Here is a 17,218-nt window from a genome sequence, read left to right as displayed (position 1 = left end):
TTATTAAATAAATTCGGTTTTTGATATGACAGTAGATTTTAAGTTGCCTCATTTAGGTGAAAATATAAATACGGCAGACGTAGTAAAAGTACTCGTTAAAGAAGGCGACCGCGTAGAAGTCGATCAGGTGATTCTGGAAATCGAAACGGATAAGGCTACGGTTGAAGTGCCCTCGGAAGTCGCAGGAATTGTAAAGAAAGTGCACGTCAAAGAAGGCGATAAAGCCGAAGTGGGTCAGCCGGTGATTACAGTCGAACAAAGCGAAACGGCGGAAACGAATAAAAAGCCTGAACAGTCCGTGGAGAAACGGGAAGAGGCGCAGCCGGCTGAAGCTACAGCGTCCGCAAATAAATCCGAAAGCAGCGTTGTGGAATTCAGAGTGCCCGTTCTCGGAGAAAATATCGAATCGGCGCAGATTGCAAAAGTGCTCGTCAAACCCGGCGATGAAATTAAAGCCGACCAGATACTAATGGAAATAGAAACGGACAAAGCAACCGTCGAAGTGCCTTCGGAATACGCCGGCACAGTTAAAGAAGTGAAAGTCAAAGACGGCGATACCGTCAAAGTAGGACAGACGGTATTTCTGATAGAAACAACTTCGAAACCCTCTGCCAAAGAAGCTGCGCCGGAATCAAAGCCCGCCGCTAAAGCGGAAAAGACGGTAGAACAACCGCAGCAGCCTGTAAAAGAACATACTCATATGCCTCAGGTTATCGATATACCACGCGATATTGTCAAGAATATTGTGCCTGCGGCTCCGTCCGTTAGAAGATTTGCCCGAGAAATCGGGATCGATATTCATCAGGTGGTAGGCTCCGGTAAAAGCGGCAGGATTACAATAGAGGACGTAAAAGCGTTTGCAAAAAATTTGAACAAGAAATTGCAGTCCGGTCAAATATCCGCGCCGGGACTCGTTCAGGAGCCTTTGCCTGATTTTTCCAAATGGGGCGAGGTCGAACGCGTTCAAATGAACAACGTCCGCAGAAAGACAGCAGAACATTTATCGTACGCATGGTCGACAATTCCGCATGTAACGCAATTCGACAAAGCGGATATTACGAATCTTGAAAAAGTAAGAAAAGAATATTCGAAGAAAGTGGAAGCCGCGGGAGGCAAGCTTACAATTACTGCTATTCTGATTAAAGTTGCGGCGTCGGCTTTAAAAGTATTTCCTCAGTTCAACGCCAGCGTCGATATGCAGAAAAGCGAAATCGTCTATAAGAAATATTTTAATATCGGAGTCGCCGTCGACACCGACAAAGGCTTGCTCGTGCCGGTTATAAAAGACGCCGACAAAAAGAACATTCTTGAAATCTCGATAGAACTTGCCGAAATTTCCAAAAAAGCGCGCGACAAAAAATTAACTCTCGAAGATATGCAGGGAGGAAATTTTACAATCTCGAATCTCGGCGGAATCGGCGGCACTTATTTTACTCCGATAGTTAATTCCCCGGAAGTCGCAATTCTCGGAGTTTCGAGGTCTTCTTACGAGCCGGTATATATAGACGGCAAGTTCGAACCAAGATTAATGATGCCGCTTTCGCTGTCGTACGACCACAGAATTATCGACGGAGCCGACGGTATTCGATTTTTGCGTTGGATCGTAGAAGCTCTCGAAAATCCGTTTTTATTGACGCTTGAAGGTTGATATATAAAAATAATTTTTAAATAAAATCGGAAGTTAAATGTCTACAAAAACTCAATTAGCCGTTATTGGCGCCGGTCCCGGCGGTTATGCCGCAGCTTTTCTGGCTGCCGACCTCGGCATGGAAGTAACTTTGATCGATATGGAAAAAAATCCCGGAGGCGTATGCCTTTACAGAGGCTGCATCCCTTCGAAAGCTCTTCTTCACGTCGCTAAACTTTTGAACGAAGCCGAAGAAGCCGGGAAGTGGGGAATTGATTTCGGCAAGCCCAAAATTGATATCGACAAATTGAGAGAATTCAAAGACGGGGTCGTAGGTAAATTAACCGGCGGACTCGGTCAGTTATCAAAACAAAGAAAAGTAAATTATATTCAGGGTAAAGCGTCGTTTGTTAATTCTTCGACTCTGCTGGTTGAAAAAGCGGACGGCTCAACCGAAGAAGTGATTTACGAAAAAGCGATACTGGCAACAGGATCGGTTCCCGCAACCGTTCCGGCGTTTTCTATCGGTTCTGACAAGGTGATGGATTCGACGGCAGCGCTCGAACTGAAAGATGTGCCGAAAAGATTATTGGTTATAGGAGGAGGTTATATCGGTCTGGAACTGAGCACCGTTTATGCTTCTCTTGGCAGCAAAGTTACCGTAGTTGAAATGATGCCGGGTCTATTGCCCGGAGCCGACCGCGATATGGTTGCAGTGCTGGAAAGAAGATTGAAATCAAAGTTCGAAAACATCTACGTCAATACAAAAGTAGTCGAGCTTAAAGAAACCAAAAAGGGAATTGAGGTAAAATTAGAAGGCGATAAAGTCGATAACCCGGTTCAGACTTTCGACAAAGCGCTCGTTTCGGTTGGACGTAAACCGGTAACGAAAGGATTGGGACTCGAAAACACATCCGTAAAAGTGAATGAAAAAGGATTTGTAATTGTCGACAGAACTATGAAAACGGACGACGATAAAATTTACGCAATCGGCGATATAGTCGGTAATCCGATGCTGGCTCATAAAGCCGCGGCTGAAGGAAAAGTAGCCGTTGAAGCCATAATGGGAAAACGAGTTGCCTTCGAGCCGAATGCAATTCCGGCTGTTGTCTTTACCGATCCCGAATTGGCATGGGCGGGCATAACGGAAACCGAAGCTCGAGAAAAAGGAATTAAATACGAAGTGGCTAAATTCCCCTGGGGCGCAAGCGGAAGAGCCACAACTCTCGACAGAAACGACGGCATGACGAAATTGATAATTGATCCCGAGACGGAAAGAATTATCGGCGTCGGCATTGTCGGAGTCGGCGCGGGCGACTTAATTGCCGAAGGCACTCTTGCGATCGAAATGGGCGCAAACGCAAACGACCTCGAACTGACTATTCATCCGCACCCGACATTATCCGAAACGATGATGTTTGCCGCCGAACTCTATTACGGAAGAGCGACTGACATGTATCGCCCCAAGAGGAAGTAGAGTAGGGATTAGATTCTAGGGATTAGGGACTGGTGGATGATAATAGATCGTGATTGATGATTCAAAATATTTTGAATAATAAAAGCAGCCTGCCGAATAAGCAGGCTGCTTTTTTTATCAATTCCGAAGTTTAAGGGGCATTGATAACGTCAATTCGATTAAAACTATTTGGAATTCATTTCTCTTTTTACGGTCGGTATAAAGTCTTTAGGTCGGCCGAGTTTTGGGAGTCCCAAAATTTCGCGCGCTCTGTCCAATGCGTCGTCGATATTGCCGTAGATATTTTCCTCGCCGTATAAATCGAACAATCCCGCCTGAGTCATAGCATAAAGCGGCTGGGTATGAACGCCCGACAAAATCAAATGGATTCCGTTTTTTTGAGCGTCGTAGTAAAATTCTCTGAGCGTTTGCAAGCCTGTGGCGTCGACTGCCGGAACGTTTCTCATTCTTATTATTCTTACTTTTGGCGGCTTCTCTACAATCGAGATCTGTTCCTTAAACTTCTTGGCTGCGCCGAAGAAGAAAGGTCCGTTGATTTCAAATACTTCAACGTCTTCGGGAATCTGTTTCTTGTCGATTGAATTCGGGTCGGGAATTTCGTCGCTGTCTTCCAATTCTCTGGTAATAATATTGACGTTGGTAACTTCGGCCATTCTTTTCATAAAGAGCAGAACGGCGAGCACCATTCCTATTTCGATTGCTATCGTTAAATCGAAAATCACGGTTAAGAAGAAAGTAGTAAGAAGAACCACAACGTCGCTTTTGGGGCTCTTTAACAGCGATTTGAACGAATGCCATTCGCTCATATTGTAGGAAACTATTATAAGAATTGCAGCTAGAGTAGCCATCGGAATAAGGCGCGCGTATTTGCCGAAGAATAACATGATTAAGAGAAGAGTAACGGCGTGAATAATACCCGCTACGGGCGTTCGCCCTCCGTTCTTAATATTTGTGGCTGTTCTGGCAATTGCTCCGGTTGCCGGAATGCCTCCGAAAATAGGAGATGCAATGTTTGCCAAGCCCTGAGCGATCAATTCCATATTGCTGCGATGTTTGCCGCCGATCATGCCGTCTGCGACTACGGCCGATAGGAGCGATTCTATAGCTGCCAGCAGCGCAATGGTAGTTGCAGGCGCAATAAGATTTTGAATTGTTTCGAGATTAATCTTATGGAATGTCGGCGAAGGCAAGTTGGAGGAGATTTCTCCGAATCTGCTGCCTATGGTTTCTACCGGAAGATTAAAAATGGAAACCAATAACGTGGATACGATTATGGCTATTAGCGAGCCCGGAATTTTATGCGTCACTTTAGGCCAAAAAATCATTATCAACAATGATATTATTGAAATACCCAGAACGTAAAAGTTTATTGTGCCGATAGATTTAAAATAAACTATCCACTTCTCGTGAAATTCCGAAGGCATTTCGTTTATGTTGAGCCCGAAGAAATCCTTTATTTGAGTGGAAAATATTAGTAAAGCAATTCCGCTTGTAAATCCGACTACAACCGGATAAGGAATAAATTTTATTAAAGAGCCGAATCGCGCTATTCCCATAATTATAAGAATGCAGCCCGCCATTATTGTGGCGATGGTAAGTCCTGCGGAACCGTATTCCTGAATTATATTATAAACAATAATTATAAAAGCTCCGGTAGGTCCCCCGATTTGAACCCTGCTTCCGCCGAAGGCAGAAATTATGAATCCGGCTATAATTGCCGTGATTATTCCTTTTTCCGGAGTCACGCCGCTGGCAATTCCAAATGCAATAGCAAGCGGCAGCGCAACTATTCCGACAATAATGCCCGCAGTAAGATCGGCAATAAATTGCTCTTTATTGTAATCTTTCCGCGTTGTTACGAGTTTGGGTCTGAATATATCCATCTTACGCACCAATTAAAAAAATTGGGCGTAAACGTAATCAGTCGCAAGCGAATTAGCAAGTAAATTTTTTTTAGACTTTCGACAGAAATGAAAATTTCATCTTTTTCGGCTGCACGAGCCTTACGAAGTCGGCATACGCCATCTGAATCAGTTCCGTATGCGTTCCTGCATTGAAGGCAATTTCTTCGTCTTCGGCAAGCGACTCGTCTACGTAGACGTCGAGTCCGTACAAATTTCCGAAAGGCGGCATGGCTCCGACTTCGCACTCCGGAAACTTATCCATAAATTCCTGCTCGTTTGCCAATCTTACATTTTCATTTCCGAAGGCTTCGCGCAGTTGATCAAAATTAATTTTGTAAGAAGCCGGCAGAACGACCATTATCATTTTGCCGTCGATTTTAACGAGCACAGCCTTTGCAAGATTCTTCCCTTTGATATGAGCGGAAGCCGCTATCTCCTGAGCCGTGAACGCCAGGGAGTGTTTGATCGCTACATACTTAACGTTGTTCTTGTCCAGGAATTCCTTTAGTTTTTTAGAAGGCATAACCACCTCCTTATTGTTTTGTGAACTCCAATGTCACGTTCTGCGTTCCGAATCCTTCGATATCCATTGTTGTGCTGAATGTAAGTTTGTTGCCGGACAATGTATACTCAACTGTCTCGGGAAGTCCGTCCACCGTAATTGTAAGTTTTCCGTCGGATTCCGTCCAGGTTCCTGTTTCGGTGTATTGTCCGTCGGCATCTGTATAAGTCGCCTGGTAAGTGCCGTCTTCATTTAGAACTACAGTCATAGAATATCCGATAGCTTCCGGCAGGAGATTCAAATCTCCGGAGTCGGTATGAATTGTAATCGCGGTTAATTTCCACGTGCCCGTTAAAGTCGGTTCCGAGGAAGTCGGATTCGAATCCTCGCTGCATGCAATAAACGTTAATAACGACAATACCAATAACGACTTTAATAAGTTCTTCATTTTTTTTTCTCCTGAAAAATTTATTTGAAAAATGGGGTTCCTCTAAATGCACATGCGCAAAGTAATGAGATTATTGTTCCGTTTCAACAAAATAATAAAGGGCATATGATTTCTTTTTTTTATTTTACCAACAATAAAATTTACGGCTTATGAAGTATTTTTTGGGAGCGGACGGGGGCGGTACAAAAACCAGAGCCGTTTGCATAGACGAAAAAAAAAGAATCCGCGCGCGTTTCGAAACGGGCGCTTCGAATCCCTATTCGGTCGGCTTCTCCAAATCGGCTGAGCTGCTTTCCGAATTTATCGATGAGATTAACGAAAAATATAAATTATCGGGAGCTGTTCTGGGAATTGCCGGCTGCTCTAATTTAAACGCGGCATTAAAATTAAAAAAAAGAATTAAAACCGGATTCGATTTTCAGATAGAAATAAAAGGCGATATAGAAACCGCGCATTACGGAGCTTTCGCAGGCAAAGAAGGAGCTCTGGTAATTATTGGAACGGGTTCGGTTGTCTTTTTGAATACGGGCGGAGAATTTATTAAAACTGGCGGCTTCGGGAAAGTAATCGGAGACGAGGGAGGAGCGTTTTCGATTGCCAGAAAAGGATTCAACGCCGTGTCAAAAATTATCGACGGCAGATTGAAAGACGACGCTCTTTATGAATTGGCGGAAGAATTGGACGTTTTGCAAAGAGATAAATTAATTGAATTTGTAAACGGCGAGAATATTGCGCGTTACGCCGGGCGCTTTATCGAACGCGCTCGAAAGGGAAGTAAATTATGCATGCGAATCTTAAATGAAGAAGCAAGCGAAGTTGCAACGTTAATTAATGTCGCGTTGAAAAAATATCCCGGCTGCAAACTTCCGGTCGTCTTTACGGGAGGATTGTCGAATGATTCGTTTTATACGCAGCTGATAAAGAGTAAAATAAAAAAAGCGGATCGTTTGTTGTTCATGAAACCGCGCCATACTCCGGAATACGGCGCGGCTTTACTTGCTCTGAAACTCTTCAAGGAAACTCAATGATTGTAAAAAAATCTTTGCATAAAGAAAAGAAAAACAAAGCTGGCGGATGGGCTTGGGTTCCGACCCTCTATTTTGCCGAAGGATTGCCCTATGTTATCGTAATTACGCTTTCGGTAATAATGTATAAACGCCTGGGAATTTCGAATGCCGATATTGCGCTTTATACAAGCTGGCTCTATTTGCCGTGGGTAATCAAACCGTTCTGGAGTCCTTTAGTCGACTTAATTCGAACCAAGCGATTCTGGATAATTGCCATGCAATTGATAATAGGCGCGGGCATGTCTGGAGTGGCTTTGACAATCCCGGCTCCCGATTTTTTCAGATTTACGCTGCTTTTCTTCTGGCTTATTGCATTCAGCTCCGCAACACACGACATAGCGGCGGACGGGTTTTACATGCACGCGCTCGACGAAGGCGAACAGAGTTTCTTTGTGGGAATTAGAAGCACGTTTTACAGGTTTGCCATTATATTCGGACAGGGCGTTTTGGTTATACTTGCGGGGCATCTCGAAAGTACGCTTACGGTTTCGCCGGCTGAGATCAGAGTAATTTCATCGCCGGAAAAATTTTTCGAGAATACTCTTACAATCGATTCGTCTTCCGTAAAACCGACGGAAGGAAGGCTTAGAATTATTGCCAAACCTGAAACTCTCGAAATAAGCACAAAACCTCAAACTAAACAAACCGTCGATTTTTACGTTAATTTCGTTCGGAAGATGAATATCATAAACGGTTTTTCCGAAACCGATATAATCGTTCCGGATACTTCCGGCAGTATGGAGCCTGCGGGAAACATCGGCATTGTTAAGTTCATGCTTTCGAATAAACCAGGCGACGATGAAGAATTTACGGTTAATCTTAATTATCATGAAGGCGACAAAAATTTCAATGTGATTGCCGGCGGGAGATTGGTCTTTAATTCATCCAACTGGAACAAACCGGCGTTTGCGCTTATCCAGCTCGAGTCTTACGTTGACGAAAAAACCGAAGCCGTATTTAAACTCGAGCCTGAAAGGGTTCCCCTGGCATGGGTTATTACTTTCGGAATTCTTGCCGTATTGTTTTTGGTATTTTTTGTCTATCACAATTATATACTGCCAGAACCGAAGACCGACAAACCGGTTTTGGTTTCGGGATTCCAGAAAATAACAAGCGAGTTTTTCAGAACGTTTTTCAGATTTTTCGAAAAGAGAAAGATAATCTGGATAATCGCTTTCTTGCTTCTCTACCGATTGGGCGAAGCGCAGCTTGTCAAAATGGTCGGTCCTTTTTTCCTCGATCCCAAAAGCGCGGGGGGACTCGGTCTTTCGACTTCGGACGTCGGTTTGATTTACGGAACGGCAGGCGTGGCGGCGCTTGTAATTGGAGGAATTATCGGCGGCATTTTGATTTCAAAGCGCGGTTTGAAAAAGCTGCTGTTTACAATGCTCGTCGCAATGAATATTCCGAACATTGCGTATGTTTATCTGGCTTACGCGCAACCGGATCAAATTTGGATCGTCTATCTATGCGTGATTATCGAACAGTTTGGTTACGGCTTCGGATTCACGGCATATATGATGTATATGATTTATGTATCCGAAGGACAATACAAAGCATCGCATTATGCAATTACTACCGGATTCATGGCGCTCGGCATGATGATTCCGGGTATGTTCAGCGGTATTATACAGGAAGCGGTGGGCTATCAACTTTTCTTTGTATGGGTTTGCATAGCCACAATTCCCGCTTTTGTCGCGGCTAAATTTATTCCGATTAATCCGGCATTCGGTAAAAAAGACAGGAAATAAATTGAACGATACTATAATTGAAATTGACGGACTTACCAAAAAATTCGGGTCGCTGACGGCGGTCGATAATCTCGACCTGAAAGTTTATAAAGGAGACATATTCGGTTTCCTGGGACCAAACGGCGCGGGCAAAAGCACGACGATAAGAATGTTATTGTCGCTCATAAAGCCTACGTCGGGCTCAATCGAAATTTTCGGTCTCTCGATTAAGCGCGACCGAAAAAATATAATGAGAAGAATAGGAGCCATAGTCGAAAAGCCCGACTTCTATCTCTATTTGACGGCGTATAAAAATCTTGAAATCCTGGGACGACTCAGCGGCGCCGACGTTTCCAAAAATAAAATTATGGAAATGCTTGAGCTGGTGGGACTTGCTTCGAGACACAACAGCAAAGTGAAAACATTTTCCCACGGCATGAAGCAAAGATTGGGGCTCGCTCAGGCTCTTCTGCACGACCCCGAATTGATTATTCTTGACGAGCCGACGACGGGTTTGGACCCGCAGGGAATGAAAGAAATCCGCGAGCTGATTCTCTATCTCTGTCGCAGCAAAGGGAAAACTATTTTTCTTTCGTCGCACATTCTGCACGAAGTTGAAATGATTGCAAACAGAATGATAATTATAAACAAAGGCAAAAAAATAGTCGAAGGCAACGTGTCCGAACTTCTCCGCTCCGACAGAATGAATGTTTCTTTCGAAGTCTCCGATCCGTTAAAAGCCTCCGATATAATAAAAGAAGTCGCCGCAAGCGGAGAATTTCAACCCGGCTCCAATAAAATAACGCTCTCGTTGACGCAGAAGGAAATTTCGGAATTAAATAAAAAATTGGTCGAGAACGGTATTGAAGTTTATTCGATTGTTCCCGTCCGTTCCCTCGAAGAGTATTTCCTAAAAATTACGGAGGGGGCAAACAATGATTAATCTGATAAGGATAGAACTTGTAAAAATTTTCGGCAAATGGAGAACATATATCGGATTCATCGCGATAGGACTGCTTGTGCCGATAATTCAGACGGCTCTTTATTTCACCGGCAACGATTATATTAATATGGTTACGAGAGGTTTTCAGGAAACATTCATGATGGTGGGAAATCTTCTTAACGGATATTTCATTGCCAACCTGGTTCTTAATTCGTTGTTCATACACATCCCGTTTCTGATCGTATTGGTAGGCGGCGATATTCTCGCCGGCGAAGCAACCGCCGGCACTTACAGAATGCTGCTGGTTAGACCGGTCTCGCGTATCGAGATTATTACGGCGAAGTTTATAGCGGGAATAATCTACGTCGTCAGTTTAATCGCGTGGCTTGCATTTCTTAGTCTGGGAATAAGCTTACTGATATTCGGTTCGGGCGAGTTGATTACATTCCGCGATAAATTAATAATATTTGCCGCAGACGATGTGTTGTGGCGATTTTTATACGCTTATCTCTATTCGATTCTGAGTATGACAACGGTATTTTCGCTTTCGTTTCTGTTTTCTTCTTTTGTCGAAAATGCAATCGGCCCGATTATCGGTTCGATGGCGCTGATTATTATACTGTTGATTTTGTCGGCTATTCCGATCGATTTCTTCAATACGATTCAGCCGTATTTCTTTACGACGCATATGCCGCAGTGGAGCCGCTTCTTTTCGGACGAAATCGATTATGCCGAAATCACTAAATCAGCTCTCTTTCTGTCAGGCTATACGCTTTTGTTTTTTATGACGGCTGCGGGAATTTTTATTAAAAAAGATATTCTAACCTGAGGAGGTACAATGAGAATCGCAGTTCTTGTTCTTTGCCTTGTAGTTAATCTTTTTGCTCAAAATAAAAACGCCGAAGAAATATTAAATAAAGTGATCAATAAATTCGAACAAGTCGAGGATTACGAAGTCGATCTCACAATTTCCACCGACCTGCAAATGGTAAAAATGCCCGACATGAAGCTGAAGGTATTCTTCAAACAGCCCGACAAACTTAAGATTACTTCGGAAGGATTTGCGATGGTTCCCAAAGACGGAGTGAATCTTAATCCTCTCAAATTTCTCAAAAGCGAATACAGCGCCGTTTATGTGAAAAACGAAAAAGACGAGGAAGACGAAAAGATTAATCTGGACGTTATTAAAATCATTCCTCTTAGCGATACGGCGGATTATATTCTATCTACCGTATGGGTCGATACCGAGAATAATCTTGTAAGAAAACTCGAGACTGTGACAAAACGGGGCGTTAACGTTACAAGCAGGTTTTATTATAAAGACACTGCTTATTCGCTGCCCTCTAAAGTGGTCGTTAGTTTTAATCAGAGCGGCGAAGCCAAATCGAAACAGGAGGAAGAAAAACGTTTTCGTCAATCTCTCAAAGGCGTCGTAACGCTTACTTATTCCGACTATAAAATCAATCGCGGGTTAAAAGACGAATTTTTCAAATGATCATTTGGAGCTGCCAGCAAGATTGAATTTAATATCGATATTTTCGGCGACTTTATTGCCGATCAGCTGATTCTCGACTCCGAATTCCGAAAGCTTAATGCCGAAAGCGCCGCTGACGCCTAACAAATCGCCTTCCGCAATTTTTCGGGTTTCTTCGCTTTCCTGCAAATACGTTATATCGACAGTTACGGGAATTTCTTTGGTTATACCGTGCATGGTCAGCGAGCCTTTTAACAAGCATTTTGTTTTATTGCCTTCGCTCGAAAGAATTTTTTCCACGCCGGTTACTTCGTATGTGATAAAAGGATATTTTTCCGAATCGAGCCAGTTGGCGCTTTGCAAATGTTTGTCCCGCAGATTAATTCCCGTTTTTATTGAATTTACACGCAGAACAATTCTGGCTTTAATGCCTTCTTTCAAATTGTGCGGATTTAATTCCGCGCTGCCGGAAATTCCGCCGCCTGTGCCTGTGATATCTTCTAACGGAGCGGCGCTGTGGAAAATAATTTGATTTTTGCCTGTTTCTTCCCTGAAGTTAAACGTAGTTTTTTCCTGAGCTGAAATTAATCCCGGAAGAAAAAATAATACCGCAAACAAGATTTTCATTTGAATGCCTCGTATTGTGTCTAAATAAAACAAGGTTAACGTTGACTCAGTTCACATCCGGCGTTTAAAGAAAAGCTCTTTTTTTTCGATAATAACAACGGATAACTCTGTCGGAATTTTAAACGATTATGGATTATGCAATAGCGCTAAATATTATTGCAAGACTGTTGTTTTTCGAAAGCGATATCAACGTTTTTTTGTTGATATTGCTAATCGTGGCTGGCGTGCTGGGCGTAGCTTACGCATTGAGAGTAAAAACGATTAATGAATTAAACAGGAAATTAGAAGATACCGTCCGGGAAAAAACCGCTGAACTTATGAATCTTAACAGCCGGTTGGAAATTATGAATGCCGCCATCGACGCTGAAAAAGAGTACTTCCGGGTAACGCTCGAATCGATTGAAGACGGGGTAATAGCTCTCGATCTGGAAGGGAACGTAATACTTGTAAACAAAGCGGCGGAAAGCATTCTCGGAATTGAAGAAGAAGACATAAAAAATTACCAGCTGGTCAAGCTATTCGAGTCGATGCTGGAAGACAGCGACAGCCGAAAAGCTAAGTATTTTGACGTGTCCGATCTTGACGATTTTACCCCTGTAAAAAACGAACAGATGATTATTAACGCAAAAGACAATAAACGGAAAATACTCCAGGTTACTTCCTCGGAAATTAAAGAACACGAAGCGATTCAAGGAATTGTGTTTATCTTTAAAGACAAAACCGAGCTCGTGGCAATCGAAAATCAGCTGGCGGTTTCTCAAAAAATGGAATCGATAGGTCAGCTTGCCGCGGGTATCGCTCACGAAATAAATACTCCCCTTCAATACGTAAGCGACAACGTAAATTTTCTCGATCACGCGTTTTATTATATCATGGAATTTATTGAGACACTTAAAAACGCGTTAGACAAACTCAATCCGCCGGACGAAGTTAAAAAATCGATAGAAGAAAAAGAAAAAGAATACGACCTCGAATATCTTAAAGATGAAGTGCCAAACGCTTTGGAACAAACTCACATCGGCATCCAGAGAGTCAGCAGAATAGTGCTGTCGATGAAAGACTTTGCGCATCCGGGCACAAAAGAGAAATCGTATTACGATTTGAATCACGGCATCGAAGTTACTGCGAACATTACCAGAAATAAATGGAAATACGTCGCCGATCTCGAACTGGAACTCGACCCGAAATTGCCGAACGTATACTGCAGTCTCGATCAGATTAATCAGGTAATTTTGAATATGATTCTCAACAGCGTCGACGCAATCGACGAAAAAATAAAAGCCGGTCTTTACGAAAAAGGAACAATCAGAATCAAAACGGAAAACAGAGATAAAGACGTAGAAATTGTAATCTGGGATAACGGCATCGGTATAAAAGAAGAAAATTTGCACAGGGTTTTCGACCCGTTTTATACTACCAAAGAAGTGGGCAAGGGAACAGGACAGGGGCTGGCAATTTGTCACGATATAATAGTAAACAAACACAAAGGCAGAATTTTGATTAACTCCAAATATAAAGAAGGAACCAAGTTCATAATCAGATTACCAAATTCGGAGGGAGCATTTTAAATGGAACCGAGAATAATTTTCGTCGACGACGAAATAAACGTGCTGAACGGTCTTAAACGCTCGCTTTACGCGACTCAGTTCAAGTGGAAAGCTTCGTTTGCTCAGAGCGGAAAAGAAGCGCTGGAAATGCTAAAATCCGAGCGTTGCGACATTATTATAAGCGATATAAAAATGCCGGGTATGGACGGCGGCGAATTGCTAAAAATCGTAAAGAAAAATTATCCGCATATCGTACGTTTTGCGTTGTCCGGCTTTAACGAAGAAGAGCTTGCAATTCAATCGAGCAATACCGTTCATCAATATTTTGCCAAACCGTGCAACTGGAATTTGCTGCGCGAAAAGATAGAGCCTGTAATGATACTGAGAGAATTGGTCGTTAAAAAAGATACGATTGAGCTTATCAATAGCGGCGATGTAGTTCCCGCCCTGCCGGAAATTTATTACAAGCTCGAAAAAGAGTTGAATTCCGAAGATATTTCGATTCACAGGATTGTGAATATCATATCAAAAGACATGGCTCTGACGGCAAAAATACTTCAGCTTTCAAACTCGGCGTATTTCGGCGCCGCCGCTCAAATTACAAATCTGCACCAGGCGGTTACCATGCTGGGAATCAATATCATTAAATCGCTCGTGTTATATATAAACGTGTTCAATTTTGTAAATAAAAACGAGAGAATTAAAAATTATATCGAAGAGCTCTGGAATCACAGCATTATGGTGGCATCGCTGTCTAAACAGATAATGGAATTTTTTACTAAAGACAGGCTTAAAAGCGAACGGGCATATATTGCGGGCATTTTGCACGACATCGGTAAAATTATTCAACTCTCGCTTTTGCTCCGGATGGGAAAAGAAAAAAACTACCCGATGGAAGAAACGGAATCGAAAGAATTGCTTGGAGCGACTCATTGCGAATTGGGGGCTTATCTTCTGAGTCTCTGGGGATTGCCAAAGGAAATCGTAGACGGCGTTCTGCTTCATCATACGGCGCCCGTAATCGAGAGCGCCAACATGAGCGTTCACGGAGCCGTGCAGCTTGCCAATTCGCTTGCGGATCTTAAATACGAAGATCCTTATGTCCTCGACGCAATGAACTCAAACGAGCTCGTATGGGAATTGATCGAAAGTCTAAAAAACGGCAGAGGAATCGATGAGAACGCGGGTCTTACTGGTTGACGACGACGCAATCGCGCTGGCGGGCTATAAAAGAAATCTGAGACAGGATTTCGATATTTATACAGCCGAAAATGCCGGCGCCGCTCTCAGGCTTATTGAAAATTCGGAGCCGTTTGCCGTCGTAGTCTCCGACTTTAAAATGCCCGGAATGGACGGCATTACGTTTTTGAAAAAACTTGCGGAAATACATCCCGACACCGCGCGAATTATTCTGACGGGCTATGCGGAACTTAAGGTTGCCGTTGATGCGGTAAATGAAGGAAGCGTATTTCGCTTTCTGACCAAACCCTGCAATTCGGAACAGTTGCTGAACGCTATCAAAGCGGGAGCTCGTCAATATGAATTAATTAATTCCGAAAAAGAACTGCTTGAAAAAACACTTAAAGGCAGTATAAATATCTTAATCGACATACTTTCCCATCTGAACCCGCAGGTTTTTAAAAGAGCAAACAAACTCCGGGATATAGCCCATAATGTAGCCTCCGTTCTTAAAAGCGAGGAAATGTGGGAAATCGAAATGGCTGCCATCCTGATGCAAATCGGACTTGTTGCGATACCCGACGAAATAGTGGCAAAAAAATATAACGGCGAATCTCTTTCTCAACAGGAAGAAGAGCTTTACAAATCATATATTGAAGTCAGCGGCAATTTACTCAAAAATATTCCCCGCCTTGAGAAAGTCGCGGAAATTATATCGGGCGGCGGCAATACTACAGCATCTCAAATTCTTTCCGCCGTTAGTGATTACGACGCTCTGGTCAACGAAGGGCGCGAACCTGCCGACGCGCTCGAATTAATGAAAAAAAACGGCGGCTACAACGAAGATATTCTTGCGGCTCTGTACGCCGAAGTTGTGGGAATATACGACGGACTTGTAATTAAGGACATAAAATTAAACGATCTTGAGATCGGAATGGTACTGGCAGACGATATACGCGATTCCTACAATAAGGTGTTGATTGGAAAAGGGTGTGAAATATCGCAGGTGTCGTTAATTAAACTTAAGAATTACGCCAGGTTTAACAAAATAATCGAACCGATAAAAATATTCGACGCGGAATGATTTTTAAGACGAGCCCCGGTTGTTTTTCTTCCCGAAAAAGAAGTAGAGAAATGCCGACGATATAATTATCAGCCCGCTCATTGCCAGGCTCAAATCCAGTCCCCACACGAATTTATCGACCCATTTGCTCTCCGTCCAGCCGAATAAATCGTCTTTGGTTTCTACGAGTATCTGAGTTTTGGTAAAAATTTCGCCTCCGTAGTAAAGCCATATCGCGAAAGTAATTAATATTAACGAAAAGGAAATGACTATCAGATACTTCTGCTTATTGTTCATTTTTTTCCTCTTTTTACCATTAAACAAATTTCGCATAATGGAAATTCATTGAATCTCTTATTTAAATGACTTAATTTTTCGGTGAAAGAATAATAATTGCCGATTAAAACGGAGAAGATTTATGAAAATACACGAATTCCAGGCGAAAGAAACACTGAAAAAATACGGCGTGCCGGTTCAGGACGGCTATGCAATAAAAGATTTGTCGGAACTCGACAACGCTTTGTCAAGTTTGAAAGCCGCCGGAATTAATCAGTTTGTGGTAAAATCTCAAATTCATGCCGGAGGAAGAGGAAAAGGCAAAATTTACAATGCCGACAATAGGGCGGAACTTGTACTCGAAGGCGGAGTTAAGTTTACAAAAGACGAAAACAAGGTAAGAGAATATGCAGAAAAAATGCTCGGGAATATTCTCGTAACGCATCAAACAGGTCCGGAAGGCAAAAAGGTTAAAACGCTTTATATAACCGAGGGACTCGATTACAAAAAAGAATTGTACGTGGGTATTTTGCTCGACCGCGCTGTTTCAAAAAACGTTATTATGGCTTCAACCGAAGGCGGAGTGGAAATTGAAAAAGTAGCCGAAGAAACACCGGAAAAAATATTGAAAGTTTGGATCGATCCCGCAATCGGATTCCAGCCTTTTCAGGCGCGGCAGTTGGCGTTCGGTCTCGGCTTGAAAGGAACGGCGTTCAAGAATTTTATTCCGTTCATTATGAAACTTTACAACGCATACGAAGAAACCGACGCTTCGCTGCTCGAAATAAATCCATTGGTAATTACAAACGACGATAGAATTATCGCCCTGGATGCCAAGATGAATTTCGACGACAATGCATTGTATCGCCATCCTGAAATAGCGGCATACAGAGACCTCGACGAGGAAGACCCGCTCGAAATCGAAGCTTCCAAATATAATCTCAATTATATAAAACTCGACGGCAACGTAGGCTGCATGGTAAACGGCGCCGGTCTTGCAATGGCAACTATGGATATTATAAAACTTGCAGGCGGCGAACCGGCTAATTTCCTCGACGTCGGCGGCGGCGCAAATAAAGAAACCGTTGCCAACGGCTTTAAGATTATTCTTTCCGATCCCAATGTAAAAGCTGTTTTAATAAACATTTTCGGCGGTATCGTGCGATGCGACCGCGTGGCTCAAGGCGTTATCGACGCCGTTAAAGAAGTGAACGTTACTATTCCGGTGGTTGTTCGCCTCGAAGGCACTAATGCCGACATCGCGCAGGATATGCTGAAAAAATCCGGACTTAATTTCGAAGTCGCTTCTTCGTTGAAAGAAGCTGCAGAAAAAGTTACGGCAGTAATTGGTTGA

The 17,218-nt window shown here is 43.0% G+C and carries 16 protein-coding genes; 11 read left to right on the top strand and 5 right to left on the bottom strand.

Annotated elements, in window-relative coordinates; all coding sequences use genetic code 11:
* Positions 1 to 25 precede the first annotated feature (25 nt).
* Both ACSSWA_RS06085 and lpdA read left to right on the top strand, forming a co-directional pair.
* Complete coding sequence (locus ACSSWA_RS06085) at positions 26 to 1,648, top strand: dihydrolipoyllysine-residue acetyltransferase (RefSeq protein ID WP_437355667.1); 1,623 nt, start codon at positions 26 to 28, stop codon at positions 1,646 to 1,648.
* 37 nt (positions 1,649 to 1,685) lie between these two features.
* Positions 1,686 to 3,104, top strand: a complete 1,419-nt coding sequence (gene lpdA / locus ACSSWA_RS06080; protein ID WP_437355666.1) for a dihydrolipoyl dehydrogenase — start codon at positions 1,686 to 1,688, stop codon at positions 3,102 to 3,104.
* 164 nt (positions 3,105 to 3,268) lie between these two features.
* Here lpdA and ACSSWA_RS06075 read toward each other — a convergent pair whose 3' ends face one another.
* The 3 genes from ACSSWA_RS06075 to ACSSWA_RS06065 form a co-directional block, all read right to left on the bottom strand.
* A complete protein-coding gene (locus tag ACSSWA_RS06075; protein WP_437355665.1) occupies positions 3,269 to 4,987 on the bottom strand; it encodes a SulP family inorganic anion transporter in 1,719 nt (572 codons plus the stop codon).
* Positions 4,988 to 5,057: 70 nt separating this feature from the next.
* A complete protein-coding gene (locus ACSSWA_RS06070; protein WP_437355664.1) occupies positions 5,058 to 5,531 on the bottom strand; it encodes an aminoacyl-tRNA deacylase in 474 nt (157 codons plus the stop codon).
* A gap of 10 nt (positions 5,532 to 5,541) precedes the next feature.
* On the bottom strand, positions 5,542 to 5,958 hold the full coding sequence (locus ACSSWA_RS06065) for a lipocalin family protein (protein ID WP_437355663.1): 417 nt from the start codon (positions 5,956 to 5,958) through the stop codon (positions 5,542 to 5,544).
* A gap of 149 nt (positions 5,959 to 6,107) precedes the next feature.
* On the opposite strand from ACSSWA_RS06065, the gene ACSSWA_RS06060 reads away from it, so the two are divergent.
* The 5 genes from ACSSWA_RS06060 to ACSSWA_RS06040 are packed head-to-tail and all read left to right on the top strand — an operon-like array spanning position 6,108 to position 11,193.
* Positions 6,108 to 6,986 carry an N-acetylglucosamine kinase gene (locus ACSSWA_RS06060; RefSeq protein ID WP_437355662.1) on the top strand — a complete coding sequence of 293 codons (879 nt, stop codon included), beginning with the start codon at positions 6,108 to 6,110 and terminating at the stop codon, positions 6,984 to 6,986.
* Positions 6,983 to 8,776 (top strand): MFS transporter, encoded by a 1,794-nt coding sequence (locus tag ACSSWA_RS06055; RefSeq protein WP_437355661.1) that lies wholly within the window; start codon positions 6,983 to 6,985, stop codon positions 8,774 to 8,776. The genes ACSSWA_RS06060 and ACSSWA_RS06055 overlap by 4 nt, the downstream gene beginning before the upstream one ends.
* A 1-nt stretch (position 8,777) precedes the next feature.
* The gene (locus ACSSWA_RS06050) at positions 8,778 to 9,698 is read left to right on the top strand and encodes an ABC transporter ATP-binding protein (protein ID WP_437355660.1); all 921 of its coding nucleotides are present in this window, start codon (positions 8,778 to 8,780) and stop codon (positions 9,696 to 9,698) included.
* Positions 9,691 to 10,527 (top strand): ABC transporter permease, encoded by an 837-nt coding sequence (locus ACSSWA_RS06045; RefSeq protein WP_437355659.1) that lies wholly within the window; start codon positions 9,691 to 9,693, stop codon positions 10,525 to 10,527. The genes ACSSWA_RS06050 and ACSSWA_RS06045 overlap by 8 nt, the downstream gene beginning before the upstream one ends.
* Before the next feature lie 9 nt (positions 10,528 to 10,536).
* On the top strand, positions 10,537 to 11,193 hold the full coding sequence (locus tag ACSSWA_RS06040; RefSeq protein WP_437355658.1) for a LolA family protein: 657 nt from the start codon (positions 10,537 to 10,539) through the stop codon (positions 11,191 to 11,193).
* On the opposite strand, the gene ACSSWA_RS06035 is transcribed toward ACSSWA_RS06040, so the two are convergent.
* Positions 11,194 to 11,799 (bottom strand): YceI family protein, encoded by a 606-nt coding sequence (locus ACSSWA_RS06035; protein WP_437355657.1) that lies wholly within the window; start codon positions 11,797 to 11,799, stop codon positions 11,194 to 11,196.
* 128 nt (positions 11,800 to 11,927) lie between these two features.
* On the opposite strand from ACSSWA_RS06035, the gene ACSSWA_RS06030 reads away from it, so the two are divergent.
* From ACSSWA_RS06030 to ACSSWA_RS06020, 3 genes are read left to right on the top strand one after another with little or no spacing between them, the layout of a single operon-like run.
* Positions 11,928 to 13,367 (top strand): ATP-binding protein, encoded by a 1,440-nt coding sequence (locus ACSSWA_RS06030; RefSeq protein WP_437355656.1) that lies wholly within the window; start codon positions 11,928 to 11,930, stop codon positions 13,365 to 13,367.
* Positions 13,368 to 14,546, top strand: coding sequence for an HDOD domain-containing protein (locus tag ACSSWA_RS06025; RefSeq protein WP_437355655.1), 1,179 nt, complete (start codon positions 13,368 to 13,370; stop codon positions 14,544 to 14,546).
* Positions 14,521 to 15,609, top strand: a complete 1,089-nt coding sequence (locus ACSSWA_RS06020; RefSeq protein WP_437355654.1) for an HD domain-containing phosphohydrolase — start codon at positions 14,521 to 14,523, stop codon at positions 15,607 to 15,609. Before ACSSWA_RS06025 ends, ACSSWA_RS06020 begins: the two co-directional genes overlap by 26 nt.
* Before the next feature lie 3 nt (positions 15,610 to 15,612).
* Here ACSSWA_RS06020 and ACSSWA_RS06015 read toward each other — a convergent pair whose 3' ends face one another.
* Positions 15,613 to 15,885, bottom strand: coding sequence for a hypothetical protein (locus ACSSWA_RS06015; protein WP_437355653.1), 273 nt, complete (start codon positions 15,883 to 15,885; stop codon positions 15,613 to 15,615).
* Between the two features lie 121 nt (positions 15,886 to 16,006).
* Here ACSSWA_RS06015 and sucC point away from each other — a divergent pair, with 121 nt between their 5' ends.
* A complete protein-coding gene (gene sucC, locus ACSSWA_RS06010; protein ID WP_437355652.1) occupies positions 16,007 to 17,218 on the top strand; it encodes an ADP-forming succinate--CoA ligase subunit beta in 1,212 nt (403 codons plus the stop codon).

Origin of the sequence: Melioribacter sp. Ez-97, from assembly GCF_051488665.1 — a bacterium.
Taxonomy (GTDB): Bacteria; Bacteroidota; Ignavibacteria; order Ignavibacteriales; family Melioribacteraceae; genus Melioribacter.
The sequence above is the reverse complement of the archived record's forward strand: the minus strand, read 5'-3'. Positions and strand labels throughout refer to the sequence as shown.